The 18537-nt window shown below is 64.0% G+C and carries 18 protein-coding genes; 13 read left to right on the top strand and 5 right to left on the bottom strand.

Annotation, left to right across the window (positions count from 1 at the left end; translation table 11 throughout):
- Nucleotides 1-281 precede the first annotated feature (281 nt).
- The gene (locus NCR39_RS19840; RefSeq protein ID WP_250453799.1) at nucleotides 282-2708 is read left to right on the top strand and encodes a bifunctional acetate--CoA ligase family protein/GNAT family N-acetyltransferase; all 2427 of its coding nucleotides are present in this window, start codon (nucleotides 282-284) and stop codon (nucleotides 2706-2708) included.
- Here NCR39_RS19840 and NCR39_RS19835 read toward each other — a convergent pair.
- A complete protein-coding gene (locus NCR39_RS19835; RefSeq protein WP_250453798.1) occupies nucleotides 2705-3250 on the bottom strand; it encodes a hypothetical protein in 546 nt (181 codons plus the stop codon). The genes NCR39_RS19840 and NCR39_RS19835 overlap by 4 nt on opposite strands.
- A gap of 88 nt (nucleotides 3251-3338) precedes the next feature.
- Entirely contained in the window at nucleotides 3339-4139 is an 801-nt protein-coding gene (locus tag NCR39_RS19830) for an IclR family transcriptional regulator (RefSeq protein ID WP_250453797.1), read from the bottom strand.
- A gap of 264 nt (nucleotides 4140-4403) precedes the next feature.
- Between NCR39_RS19830 and NCR39_RS19825 the strand changes: the two genes are divergently transcribed.
- The 4 genes from NCR39_RS19825 to NCR39_RS19810 all read left to right on the top strand — a co-directional run bounded on the left by NCR39_RS19825 (nucleotide 4404) and on the right by NCR39_RS19810 (nucleotide 8013).
- A complete protein-coding gene (locus NCR39_RS19825) occupies nucleotides 4404-5453 on the top strand; it encodes an aldo/keto reductase (RefSeq protein WP_250453796.1) in 1050 nt (349 codons plus the stop codon).
- A complete protein-coding gene (locus NCR39_RS19820) occupies nucleotides 5450-6298 on the top strand; it encodes an amidohydrolase family protein (RefSeq protein WP_250453795.1) in 849 nt (282 codons plus the stop codon). The genes NCR39_RS19825 and NCR39_RS19820 overlap by 4 nt, the downstream gene beginning before the upstream one ends.
- Before the next feature lie 67 nt (nucleotides 6299-6365).
- On the top strand, nucleotides 6366-7109 hold the full coding sequence (locus tag NCR39_RS19815; RefSeq protein WP_250453794.1) for an SDR family oxidoreductase: 744 nt from the start codon (nucleotides 6366-6368) through the stop codon (nucleotides 7107-7109).
- A 55-nt stretch (nucleotides 7110-7164) separates the two neighbouring features.
- Nucleotides 7165-8013 (top strand): ureidoglycolate lyase, encoded by an 849-nt coding sequence (locus NCR39_RS19810; RefSeq protein WP_250453793.1) that lies wholly within the window; start codon nucleotides 7165-7167, stop codon nucleotides 8011-8013.
- 82 nt (nucleotides 8014-8095) lie between these two features.
- Here the strand turns inward: NCR39_RS19810 and NCR39_RS19805 are convergent, their stop codons facing one another.
- Complete coding sequence (locus tag NCR39_RS19805; RefSeq protein ID WP_250453792.1) at nucleotides 8096-8533, bottom strand: PaaI family thioesterase; 438 nt, start codon at nucleotides 8531-8533, stop codon at nucleotides 8096-8098.
- A gap of 272 nt (nucleotides 8534-8805) precedes the next feature.
- Between NCR39_RS19805 and NCR39_RS19800 the strand changes: the two genes are divergently transcribed.
- Nucleotides 8806-10347, top strand: coding sequence for a methyl-accepting chemotaxis protein (locus NCR39_RS19800; protein WP_250453791.1), 1542 nt, complete (start codon nucleotides 8806-8808; stop codon nucleotides 10345-10347).
- On the opposite strand, the gene NCR39_RS19795 is transcribed toward NCR39_RS19800, so the two are convergent.
- On the bottom strand, nucleotides 10344-11456 hold the full coding sequence (locus NCR39_RS19795) for an AGE family epimerase/isomerase (protein ID WP_250453790.1): 1113 nt from the start codon (nucleotides 11454-11456) through the stop codon (nucleotides 10344-10346). The genes NCR39_RS19800 and NCR39_RS19795 overlap by 4 nt on opposite strands.
- Nucleotides 11457-11562: 106 nt before the next feature.
- On the opposite strand from NCR39_RS19795, the gene NCR39_RS19790 reads away from it, so the two are divergent.
- From NCR39_RS19790 to NCR39_RS19760, 7 genes are all read left to right on the top strand, one after another.
- Nucleotides 11563-12246, top strand: a complete 684-nt coding sequence (locus tag NCR39_RS19790; protein WP_040050622.1) for an MgtC/SapB family protein — start codon at nucleotides 11563-11565, stop codon at nucleotides 12244-12246.
- 135 nt (nucleotides 12247-12381) lie between these two features.
- Complete coding sequence (locus NCR39_RS19785; RefSeq protein ID WP_250453789.1) at nucleotides 12382-13119, top strand: hypothetical protein; 738 nt, start codon at nucleotides 12382-12384, stop codon at nucleotides 13117-13119.
- Nucleotides 13120-13360: 241 nt separating this feature from the next.
- Nucleotides 13361-13513, top strand: coding sequence for a hypothetical protein (locus tag NCR39_RS19780; protein ID WP_167550966.1), 153 nt, complete (start codon nucleotides 13361-13363; stop codon nucleotides 13511-13513).
- A 251-nt stretch (nucleotides 13514-13764) separates the two neighbouring features.
- Complete coding sequence (locus NCR39_RS19775) at nucleotides 13765-14382, top strand: flavin reductase family protein (RefSeq protein ID WP_250453788.1); 618 nt, start codon at nucleotides 13765-13767, stop codon at nucleotides 14380-14382.
- Between the two features lie 268 nt (nucleotides 14383-14650).
- Nucleotides 14651-15829: a quaternary amine ABC transporter ATP-binding protein gene (locus NCR39_RS19770; RefSeq protein ID WP_250453787.1), complete on the top strand. Its 1179-nt coding sequence runs from the start codon at nucleotides 14651-14653 to the stop codon at nucleotides 15827-15829.
- The gene (gene choW / locus NCR39_RS19765) at nucleotides 15822-16724 is read left to right on the top strand and encodes a choline ABC transporter permease subunit (protein WP_250453786.1); all 903 of its coding nucleotides are present in this window, start codon (nucleotides 15822-15824) and stop codon (nucleotides 16722-16724) included. Before NCR39_RS19770 ends, choW begins: the two co-directional genes overlap by 8 nt.
- Before the next feature lie 7 nt (nucleotides 16725-16731).
- Nucleotides 16732-17724 (top strand): GlxA family transcriptional regulator, encoded by a 993-nt coding sequence (locus NCR39_RS19760; protein ID WP_250453785.1) that lies wholly within the window; start codon nucleotides 16732-16734, stop codon nucleotides 17722-17724.
- Between the two features lie 13 nt (nucleotides 17725-17737).
- On the opposite strand, the gene NCR39_RS19755 is transcribed toward NCR39_RS19760, so the two are convergent.
- Nucleotides 17738-18499, bottom strand: coding sequence for a class II aldolase/adducin family protein (locus NCR39_RS19755; RefSeq protein ID WP_250453784.1), 762 nt, complete (start codon nucleotides 18497-18499; stop codon nucleotides 17738-17740).
- Nucleotides 18500-18537 lie beyond the last annotated feature (38 nt).

Here is an 18537-nt window from a genome sequence, read left to right as displayed (position 1 = left end):
AAATTGATTGCGTTTGAATTCTACATTGCGACGAAAATATATCTAGTCGTTCTTGTAGAAACCTTAGCGCGTTAGCCATTCGGCAGAGGGACAGCAGTGGCTTTATGCGCATAAAGTCGGGTGAGCTTGCGTCGCTTCGCACCCGCCGTTGCGGCCACCTTTATGCGCATAAAGTCCCCGCCATGTAGCTCAATCCACATGACTGCGACTCCACCGCATCCGCCCGCGCGGGAACATCGCCTATCCTTGTCGGTGACGCATAACTTCGTGAAGCGCTGCCGATGACCGTACGCAACCTCGACATCCTGTTCGCCCCGAAATCGATCGCAGTGATCGGCGCATCGTCCCGGCCAGGGACCATCGGTGAAATGGTCTGGACACGCATGCTTTGTGCGGGCTTCGTCGGCCCCGTGTGGCCGGTGAACCCGAGATACGAGTTCCTTGGCGCGGACCCGGTCTTCCCCGATATCAGTCAGTTGCCCGACGCGCCTGCCGTTGCCGTGATATGCACGCGGCCTCAAACGTGGCCATCGCTCGTCGAACAACTGGGCCGGCGCGGGACAAAAGCAGTGGTGATCGTGGGCGAATCGCGTTCCCGCGAAGGCCATTACCGGCATAAGCGTTCCGCGTCCAGCGATAGCGACGAGTGGACTGCGCGAACGCTCGCTGCTGCGCGGCCGTTCCTGTTGCGCGTCGTCGGCCCGGCAAGCTTGGGTGTCGTGTCGCCGTCAATTGGCGCATGCCTCGGCGCTCCCGCATGCAACGTCAAGTCAGGACGCGTTGCGTGGGTCTCGGGTTCCAACGCATTGACCAACGGTGTGCTCGGCTGGGCGAGGGCGCGAGGGCTCGGTTTTTCGCGAATCGCCGCGCTGGGCGATGAAGCCGATGTCGACTCGGGCGATATCCTCGACTACCTGGCGAGCGATGCATCCACGCGAGCGATTCTGCTTGCGGTCGAAGAGATCACGTCCGCGCGCAAGTTTATGTCCGCAGCGCGTGCGGCTGCGAGAAACAAGCCCGTCCTCGTCTTGCGCACGGGCCGTGACGATCCATTCGACCGCCTTTACGGCGCCGCTTTCCGCCGTGCGGGGCTCGTTCGCGTCGATTCCCTCGACGATCTGCTCGACGAGATCGAAACGCTCGGCATCGGCCGCGTGGCGACGGGCGATGTCGCGACGGTCGTCACGAGCGACCGTGGCGTCGGTGCCCTGACGATGGACGCGTTCAGTGCCGCCGGCGATGGTCTCGCGCCGTGGCCCGTCGATGTGCGCGACGCGATCGCCGCCGCGCTGCCTCGCGCGGAAGCGGGAAATCCGCTGCTGCTTGGCGATGACGCATCGCCCGCGGATTTCGGCGTCGCGCTGGAAGCGCTCGCGCCGCATCGCGAGACCGGGACCGTGTTCATCGTTCATGCGCCGACGCACAGCGCGCCCGTCGCCGACGTCGCGCGGACGCTGATTGCCGAGCGGCGGCATGCGTACCGAGGGTTGCTCGCGTGCTTCTTCGGCTGCGTCGATGCGGCCACCCGCGACGAGTTACACGCCAACGGCATTCCCGTCCACACGACGCCGCATCGCCTCGCGCGCGGCTTCGCGCGGCTGGTAGATTTCCGCCAGGGACGCGAGTTGCTGATGCAGACGCCCGACGGTCTTCCCGCCGATGTGCCGAAAGACATCGACGATGCGCAGAGCGAGATTCGCATCGCGCTAGAAAACGGCATCGGCGAACTGAACGGCGAGCGCGCGGCTCGCGTGTTATCGCGCTTCGGTCTTACCGTGAAACCGGGACCGATCGACTCGCTTTCCAGTGATGCCATTCAGGTCGACACCCGTCTTCTGAATCACCGCGTCTTCGGCCCCGTGGTCGAATTCAAGACGGCGGGCGCGCTGGGCCTCGCCGATGCGCTTCATGAATTCGCGCTGCCGCCGCTGAATCCCGTGCTCGCGCGGGACCTGATTGCGCGCTCGCCGCGCGCGCGAGAACTGCCGGCGGAGATGTTGCTGAATGCGCTGACGGCGTTATCGCAACTCGTTTGCTATATCGAGGAAATCGTCGCGCTGCGGCTGACGATTCGCGTGACGCGCGATGCCGTCGCCGTTCACGAACCGCAACTCACGCTCGGCGCGCATCGCAAGCCGCTCGCGATCGTCCCGTATCCGCGATCGATGGAAGAGACACTCGACTGGCGCGGCATGCGCATCACGGTCCGGCCGATACGCCCGGAAGACGAGGACGCGCATCGCGCATTCGTCGCTGCGAATACCGCCGAAGATTTGCGTTTGCGCTTTTTCGGCGCGGTGCGCAGCTTCGATCATTCGCAACTCGCGCGGATGACGCAGATCGACTACGACCGCGAAATGGCGCTGATCGTCACGCGCGAGAAGGACGACGAAACGCACGAGACGCTCGGAGTCGCCCGCGCGATTGCCGATCCGGACAACGAGACTGCCGAATTCGCGCTCGCCGCGCGGTCGGACATGAAGGGGCAAGGACTGGGATGGCTGCTGCTCTCGCGGCTCATCGATTACGAACGAAAACGCGGAACGCGATGGATGATCGGCGAGGCGTTGCGCGAGAACGCCGGCATGATCGCACTGGCGCGCAAGGCCGGCTTCGAATTGACGAAGACGGAAGATCCCGGCGTCGTCGGATTCAGGATGCGGCTGTGCGGTGCGCCGACACAGCCGCCGGAAAACGCGGGCAGTTAGGCGGCCAACTTGGCGAGCGCGTCGTCGACTTGTGCGCGCGACAGCGACAGTTCTTCCAGCAATGCTTCGGCATACGAACTTCCCGTTTCCCGTTCCAGCCGGGCGATGGTCAGCGCGCAGCGCGAGGCGTCCTTCGGCGTCGCGATGAACGCCTTCACCGACTGTCCCGCCGTGAACGCCTCGAACAGCGGCTCGCGGATTTCGTCGGGCAGCGCGCGCGACGTCCACTGGTACGGCTTGCCGTTGTGCGTCAGTTGCGGCGGCAGCGTGCGCTCCTTCTTCGCAGCGGGAATCAGTCCGTAGGTGCGCGCTGCGTCGCCGATCTGCTCGGGCGAAAAAAGCTCGTCGGGACTGATGTCGAATTGCGCGATGTGCGCTTCGATCGCCTGCATGGCGGCCGCGCGGTCGTCGCGCTTCTTCTGCGCACGCGCGACGATATCGCGCAATTCGTCGGCTTCGTCGGGTGTGATCGTGAAGCTCGCCTGCTTTTGCTGAAGTTCGGAAAAACGCTGGAATTCGGAATCGGAAAGAAGTTTCGCCATGAGTAATGCGTGAGATGTAGCGGCGGCCCGCCATCGCGCAGGCCGCCTTTTTGAGAGGGCCGCCATTCTAACGCGACGCGTCCGCCGATCAGTCGCGCGTCATCGAGAGTGCAGCGGCGGCATCTTTGAGCAGAGCGGCCACGTCGTCCACGGAAGGCGCCACGTAATCGTCGATGCGTCGCATATAAGGACAGGTCAGCGCCGCAATGGCCTGGCCGGCCGGCCCGAGCAACGGAAACGCGACATCCACGACGCCGAAGGTTTGCTGGCTGTCCTTCTTCCAGTAGCCGAGTTCGCGGATGCGCCGATGCTCGGCTTCGAGCACCGCATGATCGACCGCGAGTTCGCCTTTCACTTTCGTGTGCTCCGCGAGCATGTGTTCGCGCTGCTCGTCGGTCTGGAACGCGAGCATGATGCGGCCCGATCCCGTGTCGATCAAGCCGACGCGCGACCCGAGCCGCACCGAAATGCCCCACGTCCCCGGTCCGTCCACTTGCGCGATGACGAGCAGATTGCCGCGATCGTAGACGGCGAGATGCACGGATTGCTCGGCGGCATCGGCGAAACGCTGCATCACAGGCAGCGCCTCCGCGATTAGCCGATCGGTCGGCGGATGCCGGTGCGCGAGCGCATACAGCTTCAGGCTCAGCGAATATCGGTCGCCTTCCGGCGAGCGCACGACGTACTGCCGCGCGACGAGCCGCTCCAGCATCCGATACATCTCGCTCGCATTGCGCCCGAGCCGCTTCGTGATTTCGGCGCGCGTGAGCGGGGACTTCTGCTCCGACAGCAGTTCGAGAATGTCGAGCCCTTTGTCGAGCGCGGGCGCGCGGTAGCGTTCGGCGTCGTTGTCGTCTGCGTCAACGGCGGTGAGCGTGCGTCGATTCATGAAGGCGCGGAGTTCGAGGAATACGTGCGACGTCGCCGGCCGACGGCTTTTAGGGAAATCACCGACGACAGCGTCCGCCACAATTCTTGACTTCAGTTTGTGCGAATATGAATAATACGTTCATTGATGAACCGTTGCATCGATGGTTTCCCTCGTAGCGCGCGCCAACGATGGCGCACGCTTTGCCACGATAGTCACGCCGCAGTAGACGTCACCGCATCGGTTTCGCCGACAGCCACCGCATCAATCGACCGGGGTTTGCACATGAGCGCAGGATCGCAGGAGGTCGTTTTACGTCGACGCAAGATCGGACGCACATCCCTCGAAGTGACGGCGCTGGCGCTCGGCACCGCGCCGCTCGGCGGGCTCTATCACGAGCTGACTGAAGACGAAGCGCGCGCGACCGTCGATGCCGCGTGGCGCGCGGGCATGCGCTTCTTCGATACCGCGCCGCACTACGGCCACACGAAGGCCGAACATCGTCTGGGCGATGCGTTGCGGCGTTATCCGCGCGGCGACTTCGTGCTTTCGACCAAAGTCGGTCGACGCTTCGTGCCGCGCACGACGCCCGATGACGGCAGCGAAGGCTGGGCAAATCCGCTGCCCTTTCAGGCGATCTACGACTACACGTACGACGGCATCCTCCGTTCTTTCGAGGACAGCCAGCAGCGGCTCGGCATGATCGACATCGATATCGTGCTGATCCACGACATCGGCCGCTTCACGCACGGCGAAAAGAACGCGCATTACTGGCGCCAGTTGACCGATGAAGGCGGCTTTCGCGCGCTCGACGAACTGAAGCAATCGCGCGGTGTGAAAGCGGTCGGCCTCGGCGTGAATGAAAGCGCGGCGGTCATGGAAGCGATGGCCGAATACGACATCGACTGCGCACTGCTCGCCGGCCGCTACACGCTGCTCGAACAAGATCCGCTCGACGACTTGTTGCCCGAGTGTGAAAAGCGCGGCGTGAGCATTCTGCTCGGCGGCGCGTTCAATTCCGGCATTCTCGCGCGCGGTCTCGATGCCAACGCGCACGGTGACCTCAAGTTCAACTACGGCGATGCGCCGAAGGAAATTGTCGAACGCGTCGGCAAACTGGAGCGCGTGTGTCGCGAACATGGCGTTGCGTTGTCGAGCGCCGCCCTCCAGTTTCCTTATGCGCATAAAGTCGTGGCCACCGTGCTGATGGGCGCGCGTAATCCCGATGAAGTGCGCGAAAACGCGGCATCGTTCGCGACACCGATTCCATCCGCGCTATGGGATGCGTTGCGCGCGGAAGGCTTGCTTCGCGCAAACGCGCCGGTGCCGCAATGAGCGTCGAAGACCGAATCGACGCGCATCAGCACTATTGGGATCCCGCACGCGGCGATTACGGCTGGCTCACGCCGGACATGGCGTCGCTCTATCGCGAATTCGGTCCGGACGATCTCGCGCCGCTGCGACAAGCCACTGGCATCGCGCGGACCGTCGTCGTGCAAGCCGCGCCGACCGTCGACGAAACGCGCTATCTGCTGACTCTTGCGCGCGACGACGATTCCATCGCGGGCGTCGTTGGCTGGGTTCCGCTCGATTCCGTCGACGCACTGAAAATCATCGACGAATTCGCGCGCGATCCGAAGTTCAAGGGCGTTCGCCCGATGCTGCAGGACTTGCCCGACGACACGTGGATCGCCCACGCCCCGCGCGCCGATGCGATCGAGCGCCTGATCGAACGCGATCTCGCCTTCGACGCGCTCATCCTCGCGCGGCACGTTCCGTCGCTGATCGAGTTCGCGCGGCGGTATCCGAAGCTCAGGATCGTCGTCGATCATGGCGCGAAGCCGCCGATCCGCGACGGCGTCGACACCGCGTGGCAACCGTGGGCCGACGGCATCGCGCAACTCGCCGCGTTGCCGCAAAAGCTCTACTGCAAGCTCTCGGGACTTGCCACGGAAGCATCGGCGAACTGGAGCGACGCGACGCTGCAACCTTACGTCGAGCATCTCATCGCGCAGTTCGGCGCGCAAAGGCTGATGTGGGGCAGCGATTGGCCGGTGTTGAATCTCAACGGCGACTACACTGGCTGGCACGCCGCCGCCACGCGCCTGACCGCGCATCTCGAAAAAGCCGGGCAAGAGGCGATTTTCGGCGCGAACGCCCGTGCGTTCTACCGACTTTGAAATCGCCCGACTTGGAAATCGCCCTATACCCGGCATGTCTCAAAAACAACTTCGACTGGAGCAGTGGATGGTACAAAGACTGGCAGGCAAGACCGCGCTGATCACGGCGGCGGGACAGGGCATCGGTCTCGCGACGGCGGAGATGTTCGCGGCGCAGGGCGCGCGCGTGATCGCGACGGACATCCGCATCGAATCGCTCGACGGCAAGCCGTTCGAAGCGCGCAAGCTCGACGTGCGCGACGCAGCGGCGATCAACGATCTCGCGAAGGAAGTCGGCCCGGTCGACGTGCTGTTCAACTGCGCGGGCTACGTCCACGCCGGCTCGATTCTCGAAGCGAGCGAAGACGACTGGGATTTCGCCTTCGATCTGAACGCGAAGGCGATGTATCGCACGATTCGCGCGTTCCTTCCGGCGATGCTGGAAAAGGGCGGCGGCTCGATCATCAACATGTCGTCGGCGGCGTCCAGCGTGAAGGGCGTGCCGAACCGCTTCGTGTACGGCGCGTCGAAGGCCGCGGTGATCGGCTTGACGAAGTCCGTCGCGGCGGATTTCGTCACGCGCGGCATCCGCTGCAACGCGATCTGTCCGGGCACGGTGGAGTCGCCGTCGCTGAAGGAGCGCATCGCGGAGCAGGCGAAGGCGCAGGGCGCGAGCGTCGATCAGGTGCAGGCGGCGTTCGTCGCGCGCCAGCCGATGGGACGCGTCGGCCGGGCCGATGAAATCGCGGCGCTCGCGCTGTATCTCGGGTCCGATGAGTCGTCGTTCACGACGGGTCAGATTCACATCATCGATGGCGGCTGGTCCAACTAACGGGCCGATCGCGCATCGCTTTTCAACTTGCTGCAGAAATAGAGGATCAAACCAGATGAAGCTGCTTCGTTACGGCCCGAAGGGTCAGGAAAAGCCAGGTCTTCTCGACGCGGACGGCCAGATTCGCGACCTCTCGTCGGTCGTGGACGACATCGCCGGCGCGACGCTGACCGAAGCTGGCCTGGCGAAAGTGCGTGCGGCCGATCCGGCGTCGCTGCCGGTGGTCGAGGGCAATCCGCGCATCGGGCCGTGTGTCGCGCGCGTGGGCAAGTTCGTGTGCATCGGCCTGAACTACGCGGATCACGCCGCCGAATCGAACCTGCCGGTTCCGACCGAGCCGGTCATCTTCGGCAAGTGGACGAGCGCGATCTGCGGCCCGAACGACGACGTCGAAATTCCGCGCGCATCGACCAAGACGGATTGGGAAGTCGAACTGGGCGTGGTGATCGGCAAGGAAGCGAAGTACGTCGATGAAGCCAGCGCGCTCGATTACGTCGCCGGCTATTGCGTGATCAACGACGTCTCCGAGCGCGAGTGGCAGCTCGAACACGGCACGCAGTGGGACAAGGGCAAGGGCTTCGATACGTTCGGCCCGATCGGTCCGTGGCTCGTCACGAAGGACGAAATCGCGGATCCGCAGGAGCTCGATCTGTGGCTCGAAGTCGACGGCAAGCGCTACCAGAACGGCAACACGAAGACGATGGTCTTCACCGTCGCGCAACTGGTCGCGTATCTGTCGAAGGTGATGAGCCTGCAGCCGGGCGACGTCATCTCGACGGGCACGCCGCCGGGCGTCGGCATGGGCGTGAAGCCGAGCCCGGTGTATCTGAAGGCCGGCCAGACGATGCGCCTCGGCATTCAGGGACTCGGCGAACAGCAGCAGAAGACCGTCGCGGCGAAGTAAAGAAGCAACGCGCACGAACGAAAAGCCTCGCCACGCGGCGAGGCTTTTTCACGTGCGAAGCGGCGAAAAAACGCGAACGACGTCAGGCGTTGTAGAACGCCTCGACCGCCGTATCGCCGATGCGCGCGACCGTTCCCTGCGCGACCGCGACGAGCCGCTCGGCGTTGCCATCGGTGACGAAGACATCGCACTGACACGTTGCCTGCGTCATGCCCGCATGCACGACGCGCGCGCGGGCCATCAGCGTGCCGCTCACTGCCGGGCGCAGATGATTGATCTTGTATTCGCCCGTCACCACCTTCGGACCGAGCCGCAGCGCGCCCGCGAACGTCAGCGCGTTGTCGACCAGATAACTCACCACCCCGCCGTGCACGAAGCCGTGTTGCTGCCTCAGCTCGTCGCGGATCGGCAGACACAGCGTGAGACTCGCTGAATCGACCTGCATCAGCTTGGTTCCGAGCAAGGCGCTGAACGGTTGCGCATTCAGCGCACCGCGCGCGATATCGACGATTTCGGCCATTCGGACACTCCTTGGGTGGGTTCGGCGCCGTACTGCAAAGACAATAGGTAGCGTTCGCGCGCTCTGCAAGCAAGTTCGGCGGAAATCGTGCAATGGCGCATTTCGGTGCACGCATCCGATGCGGATCGCCGGCGTAACGGACCACACGATGGCCCCGCCAAACGCGTAGACAGGCTTCGCGGCAAACGATTCAAGATCGTGGTTCGCGTTGCCGTAAACCCGGACTATCGCCGTGAGTTGAAACGGCTCAATTCGTTAGTCAGGTGGAAGTGATGTTCGGAAAGATCAAGGTTTCATCGGGTTTGCTTGCCGTATTGGTGGTGTTTTGCTTGTTTCAGCTCGTGACCGAAGGGCTCGGGTTCTGGTCGCTTTCGAGCACGCACGACGACGTCGGCAGCCTGTCCAATATCGCGTTGAAGCAGGTCAACGCGGTCAACAAGACCACGCAGCATTTGATGGACGCGCGCATCAACCTGTCGCGCGCCGGAACGCGCATGGTGCGCGGCGGCACCGAGCCGGTGGAGATCGTGCAGCACGCGCGCGAAGAGATCGCGCTCGCGGAGAAATCGTTCACGTCGTTCCTCGATGCGCCGAAGACCGGCGACGAGAATCGCGCGCGCACGGCCGCGCTGCAGGCGAAATACGCCGAGTACGCGAAGGCGCTGTCCGAGCTCGTGCAGTATCTCGACTCGAACAACATTCAGGCGTTTCTCGATCAGCCGACGCAAGGCTTCCAGGACCGCTATCTCGCCGAGCAGCAGAAATTCGTCGATTTCGGCAATGCGTCGAGCAATGCGTATCTGCAGTCGATCGACACGCGCTACACGTGGTTCCGCGCGGTGGGCTTCGCGATCGCGGCGGCGCTGATCGCGGGCATCGTGCTCGTGCATTTCTGGCTGCGCCGTGGCGTGATCGCGCCGCTCGAAGAAGCGGGCCGTCACTTCGAACGTATCGCCGAGGGGCGTCTGGACGAGCGCATCGCGGATCGCGGGACCAATGAAATCGGCCGCCTGTTCGCCGGCCTCGCGTTGATGCAGGCAAGCGTCGCGAGCACGGTGAAGACGGTGCGCGAAACGTCGGAGTCGATCAACTTCGGCGCGGATGAAATCGCGAGCGGCAACGCGGATCTCTCGGCGCGGACCGAGAATCAGGCGGCGTCGCTGGAAGAAACCGCATCGAGCATGGAAGAACTGACCGCGACCGTGCGACAGAACGCCGATCACGCGCGCGAAGCCAACACGCTCGCCGGCGATGCGCTTGAAGCCACGTCGCGCGGCTCCAGCGTGGTCGATGACGTCGTCGAGAAGATGCGCGTGATCGCGCAAAGCTCGGACAAGATCGCGGAGATCATTTCGGTGATCGACGGCATTGCGTTCCAGACCAACATTCTCGCGTTGAACGCGGCCGTCGAAGCGGCGCGCGCGGGCGAACAAGGGCGCGGCTTCGCGGTCGTCGCGGGCGAAGTGCGCGGACTCGCGCAGCGCTCGGCGCAATCGGCGAAGGAAATCAAGGAACTGATCGGCGAATCGGTCGCGCAGGTGAGCGACGGCTCCGTGCTCGTCGAGCGCGCGGGCGCGGCGATGCGCGACGTGTCCACGTCGATCTCGCGCGTCACGCAGATGATGGCGGAAATCAGCGCGTCGTCGCTGGAGCAGAGCGTCGGCATCGAACAGGTGAATCAGGCCGTCACGCAAATGGACGAGATGACGCAGCAGAACGCGGCGCTCGTCGAGCAGGCCGCGGCGGCCGCGTCGTCACTGCATGAGCAGACGCGGCAACTGAAGGCGGCCGTTTCGGTGTTCCAGCTGGCCTAAAGCGGCAGCGACGCGTAAGCCGTCGCCAGATGATAGGGCGTGGTGGAAGGCATGTCCGCGCGGCTGATTTCACCGTCGGCCGAGCGGCATTCGAACCACCCGCGCGCGTGCAGAAAGCGCGCGCGGAAACGCTCGATCTGTTCGCCGAGCGCATCGCCGCGCGTGGCGAGCGCACGCAGATATTCGGTCTGCGCCCAGATGCGCTGCGTGGCGTCGATCACGCGGCCGGTTTCATCGAGCGCGGCGCACACCGCGCCGGTTTCCTTGTCGACGCCGTGTTTCTGCGCGAAGTCGAACGCGCGCTCGAGCCGCTCGTTCAGTCCCGCCGATGCGAACGCCGCATGGCCGCTGCCGAGCGCCAAGAAATACCATTCGAACTGATGCCCCGGCTCCAGCCGGTTGTCCGCCGCGCCGATCGGCAATTCGGCGATGCAGCCCGTCGCCTCGTGCACGAACGTGCGCGCCACCGATTCCGCGAGTTCTGCTAAACGCACGTCGTAGGCGGCGTCGCCGGTGGCTTCGCGCGCGGCGAGCCACGCTTCGGCAAGATGCATCAGCGGATTCTGCAGCGGTCCTTCCAGCGTGCGCGTGAAATCCTCGGAAAGCGCGGCGTTCAAGATGTCGCCGCCATTTGCGAAGCGTGTTTCGACGAGCTTCGACGTTTCATCGAGCAGCGCGAACGCATCGGCCGATCCGCTTTTTCGCGCATAGTGCGCGCACGCGAAGATCACGAACGCGTGCGTGTACAGGTCCTTCTGGCGCTCCAGCGGCGCGCCGTCCGCATCCACGCTGTAGAACCAACCGCCGTTCTGCGTGTCCTGAAAAGAGTGCCGTAACGATTCGAACAGCGTCTTCGCGTGTTCGAGTTCGCCTGCATCGGCGAAAACGAAGAGCTGGCGCGCGCACGCCATCGCGCGATAACGCAACGGCTGCAGCGGCGCGTGATCGTCGGGCGCGACGGCTTCGTACGGCAAACGCCGCGCCTCGTTGAAGCCGGGGCCGCGCCATATCGGCAAAACGATGTCCGCGAAATGCGCGCGCAACGCGGCGCCGGAATCAGGATTCGTCGATGGCGTCGCCGGTTCGCCACGCGTGAGTCGATCTTGCATACGACAACTCTGTAAAAATGTTTCGAAAATGCTAGCGGGTAGCCGCTGAAGCATAGCAAACCCGTTCCGGCGCGCCAGCGCCTTGCAACCAAAGGAGATGAACGAGATGTTGAACAACGTCGAACTCATTTCGCGGCTCGTGCTGGCCGCGGCGCTGGGCAGCGTGATCGGCTTCGAGCGCGAGCGCCTTTCGTGGGCGGCGGGGCTGCGCACGCACATGCTCGTGTGCGTTGGCTCGGCGCTGATCATGATCGTGTCGGCGTTCGGTTTCGCCGATGCGCTCGGAAGCGATCACGTCGTGCTCGATCCGTCGCGGGTGGCGGCGCAGGTCGTGTCGGGCATCGGATTCCTGGGCGCGGGATCGATTCTGATGCGCGGCGAAATCGTGCGCGGGCTGACGACCGCCGCGAGCCTGTGGTCCGTCGCGGCGATCGGGCTCGCGGTCGGTGGCGGGCTGTACACGGCGTCGATTGCGGCGACGGCGATCATCCTGCTCATTCTCGCGGGGCTGAAGCCGCTCGAACGCCGCTTCATCACCGTGCGGCAGCGCCGGCAACTGACGATGCTCGTCGATCGCGGCTCGCTCTCCTTTCACGGCCTGCACGAGGCGCTCGGGCCGGGCAGCGTGCGCGTGAAGCAGTTCGTCGTGCAGCAAAGCGAGGAAACGCCGGAACTGGACGAAGTGCAGGTCGAGCTTTCGCGCGTGTCGTCGCAGGAATATCGGGCGATCTGCGATCGTCTGCGGCAACTTCAGAGCGTCCGCGAGTTTCGCGAGGAAGAAGCGAATTGACCGGCGGCGCGCTCATTCTCCTCAAAAAGCCCGCTGGATAAGGCGCGCAGCCGTGCGACAATGCGGCCTCTCGAAAATTGTTGCCTGACCGCATGACGGTTGCGCGCCGGCAGTGCCGCCGCAGCCTTTCGACCTATGCCAGATCCCGCAGTACCCCGACAATCCGACATCGTCGACGACGAAACCGCTGCATCCGCGAAGCCCCGGCGATCCGCCGAGGCGAACGCCGATATCGACGTCGACCGAAAGCTGAACCGCGCCGCGCGCTCCGCGCAACGTCTCGCCGATCTGAGCGATGGCCAGCGCTACGGCGAAACGCTCGATCTTTTCGCCGAGGACGCCGAGCGCGCAACGCTGCAGGCGATGAACACGGATATCCGCCAGGGCACGTTCGAAGGGTTCGAGCTGCCGGAGGTGTTTCTGGCCGCGGTGGAATCGACGGCGAAGCGGCGCGCGGCGCGCACCAACGCGACGCCGCGCGAGCCGGCAGAAGCCGCGCAGCAGCAGGGCGAGCTGATCGCGGATGCGCTCGCGCCCCGCCCGGCGACGCCCGGCAAAGCCGCCGCCATCGCGCGGCAGGCGAGCGTGGCGTGGATCGCCGCGCCCGATCTCGACCTCGACGGCGCCCGCGCGACGGCTTTCGCCGATACGGTCGATGCACTGCGCGCGGTCGTTTCCGAGCAACGCGCGACGGCTGCCGCCCAGGCGCGGCGCACGAAGACGCTGCTGACCATCACGCTCTGCGCCATGCTCACGACGCTCGCGGCCGGCATCGCGCAAACGGTGCTGCTGCTGCACGCCAGCCGTCCCGCGACCTTCGCTTTTCTCTCCGACGCCGATTCGACCGCATCGGCTGCCCGCACCGGGCGCTGATTCCACTTTTCCCGTTTCGCGCGGCGACGTGTCGCGCAATCCATCGCGCACGCCCGTCGCATGGACGCGCGCGTCCCGTCCCTGTTTATTAAAGCAACGTGAAAGCGGTCGAATCGACCGGTGATGTAGAAAAACTACCACATTTCCGCTCAAGAAATGTTGCGTTGCACTAGAAATCCGGGAGGGGTATCCCTATAATCATTGCTAAGGGAAAACCCTCAATCACTAACCGGAGTCAGACATGAGCTACCTCTTCGCCCTGCTGCAAAAATTTGCTTCGATCTTCGAATCGCCGCACCTGCCGATGGACAAAGACTACTCGTATCAAGCGCGTTTCCGTGAAGCGGAGCGTCAGCGCAAGGCACGCGGTACCGCATTCGGCGTCCGTCTGTAATGCGTCACTAAAGGCGGCGCGGGACATACCAAGCCAGCAAAATCCAACGGCGCAAGCCGAATACCCGCCCGCCAGCTTTCTCCTGATTCTGTAGTTTTTCTAGCCGTTTCCGCACCTCGTCGTACGACGATTCTCCGCTCCGCGCTCACCGCGCGACGCTTCATCTCCCCGCCGCTTTTCTCCCCGCCCGTTGCCGAATCCGCCGACGCGGTATTCTTTCGTCTCCTTCACTCCCACGCATCGAGCGCCCCATGACCGGCGACGTCCATTTCTACGATCCCAACGAAGGCCACGGCCTGCCCCACGACCCGTTCAAGGCGATCGTCGCGCCGCGCGTCATCGGCTGGATATCGAGCCGCGACGCGGACGGCAGCGTGAATCTCGCGCCGTACAGCTTCTTCGGCGCATTCGCGACCTTTCCGTACGTGATCGGCTTTTCGAGCGAAGGCCGCAAGGACAGCATCAGCAATATCGAGGCAACCGGCGAATTCGTCTGGAACATGTCGACGCGCCCGCTCGCCGAACGCATGAACCGGACGTCGGCGCCGGTGGCGCGCGGTATCGACGAATTCGAACTCGCGGGCTTGACGAAAGCGCCGGGCCGCAACGTCGGCGTGCCGCATGTCGCGGAATCGCCGGCGGCGCTCGAATGCAAGCTGCTTCAGGTCGTCCGCCTGCACGATCTCGACGGCCAGCCGATGAACAACTGGCTCGCGCTCGGGCAGGTCGTCGGCGTGCATATCCGCAGCGAATTCCTGAAAGACGGTCTTTTCGATACCGCCGCCGCCCGCCCGATCATGCGCGCGGGGTATCGCGCCGACTACGCCGAGATCGGCGAAATGTTCCAGATGATCCGCCCGGGCGCCTGAGCGGCTCGGCGCAAACACGCGATCGAGCATCGAAAAACGCGCCGCGACTTGTCCCGGCGCGACACGCCAAAAACCGCACGCCTGTCTCCCCGCCTCTTCGCAAACCCTTGCCGCGCAAGGGTTTCGCCGCGCCCCGCGCCGAATCGCCTTATTCCGTTGTCGTATTTCTTCATGTAGCTGTCGCAAATAGTCGGCTCACGGCACTTTTTTCTGGCAACTATGTATGCACAGCGCGGACGGATGTCCGCCACGCTTTCCGGAGGTTTCAATGAATTCCCCCAAGGTGGTAGTCGAAGGGCTGTGCAAGGTGTTCGGCAATAGCCCGAAACAGGCGCTGGATATGCTGGCCGGCGGCGCGACGAAGGAAGAAGTCTTCTCGCGCACCGGGCAGATCGTGGGCGTCCACAACGTCTCGTTCGACGTCCAGGAAGGCGAGATTTTCGTCCTGATGGGACTGTCCGGCTCGGGCAAGTCGACGCTGATTCGTCTGATCAACCGGCTCGTCGATCCGACCGCCGGCAAGGTGCTGATCGACGGACGCGATGTCGCCGCCGTGCCGCGCTCGGAACTGACCGCGCTGCGCCGCAAAGACATGAGCATGGTGTTCCAGTCGTTCGCGCTGATGCCGCAACGCACCGTGCTTTCGAACGCGGCGTTCGGGCTCGAAGTCGCGGGCGTCGGACGCAAGGAACGCGAAAAGCGCGCGATGGCCGTGCTCGAACAGGTCGGCCTCGCGGCGTTCGCGCAGAAGCTGCCGTCGCAACTGTCGGGCGGCATGCAGCAGCGCGTCGGGCTGGCGCGGGCGCTCGCCGTCAATCCTTCGCTGATGATCATGGACGAAGCGTTCTCCGCGCTCGATCCGCTGAAGCGCAAGGAAATGCAGAACGTGCTGCTCGAACTGCAGCGCGAGCAGCGCCGCACGATTCTCTTCGTGTCGCACGATCTGGAGGAAGCGATGCGCATCGGCACGCGCATCGCGATCATGGAAGGCGGCCGCGTGGTGCAGATCGGCACGCCGCAGGACATCATCACGAACCCGGCCGACGATTACGTCGAGGCGTTCTTCGAAGGCATCGACACGAGCCGCTATCTGACGGCCGGCGATCTGATGCAGACCGACGCCGTGCCGCTCATGAAGCATTCGCCGCAGATCGACGCAACGAGCGTCGCGGCGACGCTCAACGGCAGCGCCGATTACGCGTTCGTGCTCGACGCGCAACGCCGAATTCGCGGCTTCGTCGGTCGCGATTCGAACGGCAACGTCGCGCCGCAGATCAATCACATCGAATGCATCGAGCGAAGCATGACGCTCGACGACGTCGTGAACCGTGTGGTCGCGAGCCCCGCGCCGCTGCCCGTCGTCGATGCGGACGGTTCGTATTGCGGTTCGGTCAACAAGACGAACGTACTGCAGGTTTTAACGCGCCATCGAGGTTCCCATGTCTGAAATCATTCCGCTCGGTAGCTGGGTCGATCAGGGCGTTCACTATCTGCTCGACCACGACGCCAAAACATTCGATTCCATCGGCAAGGTCATCGAGAGCTTTGCCGCGTTCATCGAACACAGCCTGCAATCCATTCCCATGTGGGCGCTAATGGCGCTGTTCGTCGGCATCGGCTTATGGCGCGTCGGCTGGCGCTTCGCCGCGTTCACCTTGCTCTCGCTACTGCTGATCTATGCGACGGGCTTCTGGGACCAGATGGTCATCACACTGGGTCTTACGTTGTCCTCAACATTCATCAGCCTGTTGCTCGGCGTGCCGCTCGGCATCTGGACGGCGAAGAGCAAATACGTCGAAATGGCCGTGCGTCCCGTGCTCGACCTGATGCAGACGATGCCCGCCTTCGTGTATCTGATTCCCGCGGCCATGCTCTTCGGTCTCGGCCGCGTGCCCGGCATTCTGTCCACCGTCATTTTCGCGATGCCGCCCGCGGTGCGCCTCACGTCGCTCGGCATCAAGCATGTGAATCGCGAGATCGTGGAAGCGGGTCAGGCGTTCGGCTGCACGCCGTGGCAATTGCTCTACAAGGTGCAGATTCCGAACGCGCTGCCGTCGATCATGACGGGCGTGAACCAGACGATCATGATGGCGCTCTCGATGGTCATCATCGCGTCGATGGTCGGCGCGGGCGGCCTCGGCAACGACGTGCTCGCGAGCATTCAGCGGCTCGATATCGGCCTGGGCTTCGAGAGCGGTTTGTCCGTGGTGTTGCTCGCGATCGTCCTCGATCGCATCACGGAGAGCTTCGGACGTTCGCCCGGCATGGCGCGCGCCCCGCTTCTCTCGGGCATCCGCAGCGTGATGCGTGTACGCCGCGCGCCGGCTACGCAGCAAGGCTGATGTGCATATGAAGCGCGACGCGATCGTTCCGGCTGTCAGCGAATCGCCGCTTGCGAATCTCGCGCACTTCGGCTTCCTGACGCTGCCGAACTTCTCGATGATCGCGTTCACGAGCGCGGTCGAGGTGCTGCGCATGGCCAACTACGTGGGCCGCGCGCAGCACTATCGATGGTCCGTCATCACGCCCGACGGCGAGCCGGCGCGCGCAAGCAACGGCATCACCGTGAAGCCGACGACCACGCTGGACGAAGCCGGCATGCCCGACGTGCTGATCGTCTGCGCAGGCTGGCACGTGGCCGATTATGTCGACGACACGGTGATCGCGCTGCTGCAACGCGTGCACGACGCAGGCGTTCCGCTCGGCGGCATCTGCACCGGTCCTTATGCGCTGCTCGCGGCGAAGCTGCTCGACGGCTATCGTTGCACCGTGCACTGGGAAGACATGTCGCCGCTCAACAAGCGCTTTCCGCACGTGCGCTTCGCCGATGAACTCTTCGTGATCGATCGAGACCGCGTGACCTGCACGGGCGGCACCGCGCCGCTCGATCTCATGCTCAATCTCGTCGGCCTGAGGCTCGGGCAAGCGGTCGCGGCGCAGGTGTCGGAGCAGTTCATCGTCGAACGCATACGCGGTTCGAGCGACTATCAGCACATTCCCGTCGATGCGCGCGTCGGCTTCTCGCGTGCGGAACTCGTGGAAGTCGTGCGCCTGATGGAAGCCAACATCGAAGAGCCGCTCTCGCTCGAAGAACTCGCGCGGCTCGTGCATCTGTCGCAACGGCACTTGCAGCGCATGTTCAAGATGTTCCTCAGCGTGTCGCCGACGCATTACTACCTGACGCTGCGCCTGCGACGCGCCCGCGATCTGTTGCGCAACACCGATGCATCGATTGCGCGCGTGACGAGCGTCTGCGGATTTCACTCGCCTTGCCATTTCAGCAAGGCGTATCGCGCGCAATTCGGACACGCGCCGAGCGTCGAGCGGCGTCTTTCTGCGTGACGCCGTTAGAACGCTACGTTCGATAATCCGTCTTGCCGCCTTCGATCATCCGCAACGCGGCCTGCCATTGCAGCGCGGTCACGCCTTCGATTTCATCGCTTCGATACTGCGCGGCAGTGACTTCGCACACCTTCGCCGATGGCAGATTCAGTTCGCCGCCGCCCGCGAGCGCCCGCAACTGGATCTCGCACGCGCGCTCCAGAAAGTACATCTCCTGAAACGCAGTCGGAATGGACGGGCCGCACGTGAGCAGGCCGTGATTGCGCAGGATCATCGCGTTGTGCAGGCCGAGATCGTTGACGAGGCGATCGCGCTCCGCAAGGTCGAGCGCAATGCCTTCGTAGTCGTGATACGCGAGATGCCCGTAATACTTCAGCGCGTGCTGGCTGATCGGCAAAAGGCCCTTCTTCTGCGCCGACACACCCGCGCCGGCGGCCGTATGCGTATGCACGACACACACCACATCGGGACGCGCCATGTGAATGGCCGAGTGAATCGTGAAGCCCGCCGGATTCACGAGGTATCGCTCGAGATGCGCGGGATCGGCATCGACCGGGCGGCCTTCGCTATCGATACGCACGAGATCCGACGCGCGCATTTCGTCGAAGAGCACGCCGTATCGGTTGATGAGAAAGTGATGCTCCGGCCCCGGCACGCGCGCGCTGATGTGCGTGAAGATCATGTCGGTCCAGCGGAAATGCGCGATCACGCGATACAGCGCCGCGAGATCGCAGCGCAACGCCCATTCTTCCTGCGAAAAACCGTGAGTCTCCATGCCGTTTCTCCTTGGGTGGATGGCCGCGGAAAACGTCG

Source organism: Caballeronia sp. ATUFL_M2_KS44, assembly GCF_023630965.1.
Taxonomy (GTDB): domain Bacteria; phylum Pseudomonadota; class Gammaproteobacteria; order Burkholderiales; family Burkholderiaceae; genus Caballeronia; species Caballeronia concitans.
Note: the sequence above shows the minus strand (reverse complement) of the source record. Positions and strands in the feature narration are given on the sequence as shown.

Bases quoted from the DNA above. Each gene is read 5' to 3' on its own strand.
- NCR39_RS19835 (WP_250453798.1), bottom strand. From the start codon at position 3,250: ATGGCGAAACTTCTTTCCGATTCCGAATTCCAGCGTTTTTCCGAACTT.
- NCR39_RS19820 (WP_250453795.1), top strand. From the start codon at position 5,450: ATGAGCGTCGAAGACCGAATCGACGCGCATCAGCACTATTGGGATCCC.
- NCR39_RS19800 (WP_250453791.1), top strand. From the start codon at position 8,806: ATGTTCGGAAAGATCAAGGTTTCATCGGGTTTGCTTGCCGTATTGGTG.
- NCR39_RS19840 (WP_250453799.1), top strand. From the start codon at position 282: ATGACCGTACGCAACCTCGACATCCTGTTCGCCCCGAAATCGATCGCA.
- NCR39_RS19810 (WP_250453793.1), top strand. From the start codon at position 7,165: ATGAAGCTGCTTCGTTACGGCCCGAAGGGTCAGGAAAAGCCAGGTCTT.
- NCR39_RS19815 (WP_250453794.1), top strand. From the start codon at position 6,366: ATGGTACAAAGACTGGCAGGCAAGACCGCGCTGATCACGGCGGCGGGA.
- NCR39_RS19755 (WP_250453784.1), bottom strand. From the start codon at position 18,499: ATGGAGACTCACGGTTTTTCGCAGGAAGAATGGGCGTTGCGCTGCGAT.
- NCR39_RS19770 (WP_250453787.1), top strand. From the start codon at position 14,651: ATGAATTCCCCCAAGGTGGTAGTCGAAGGGCTGTGCAAGGTGTTCGGC.
- NCR39_RS19830 (WP_250453797.1), bottom strand. From the start codon at position 4,139: ATGAATCGACGCACGCTCACCGCCGTTGACGCAGACGACAACGACGCC.
- NCR39_RS19780 (WP_167550966.1), top strand. From the start codon at position 13,361: ATGAGCTACCTCTTCGCCCTGCTGCAAAAATTTGCTTCGATCTTCGAA.
- NCR39_RS19760 (WP_250453785.1), top strand. From the start codon at position 16,732: ATGAAGCGCGACGCGATCGTTCCGGCTGTCAGCGAATCGCCGCTTGCG.
- NCR39_RS19785 (WP_250453789.1), top strand. From the start codon at position 12,382: ATGCCAGATCCCGCAGTACCCCGACAATCCGACATCGTCGACGACGAA.
- NCR39_RS19790 (WP_040050622.1), top strand. From the start codon at position 11,563: ATGTTGAACAACGTCGAACTCATTTCGCGGCTCGTGCTGGCCGCGGCG.
- choW (WP_250453786.1), top strand. From the start codon at position 15,822: ATGTCTGAAATCATTCCGCTCGGTAGCTGGGTCGATCAGGGCGTTCAC.
- NCR39_RS19825 (WP_250453796.1), top strand. From the start codon at position 4,404: ATGAGCGCAGGATCGCAGGAGGTCGTTTTACGTCGACGCAAGATCGGA.
- NCR39_RS19805 (WP_250453792.1), bottom strand. From the start codon at position 8,533: ATGGCCGAAATCGTCGATATCGCGCGCGGTGCGCTGAATGCGCAACCG.
- NCR39_RS19795 (WP_250453790.1), bottom strand. From the start codon at position 11,456: ATGCAAGATCGACTCACGCGTGGCGAACCGGCGACGCCATCGACGAAT.
- NCR39_RS19775 (WP_250453788.1), top strand. From the start codon at position 13,765: ATGACCGGCGACGTCCATTTCTACGATCCCAACGAAGGCCACGGCCTG.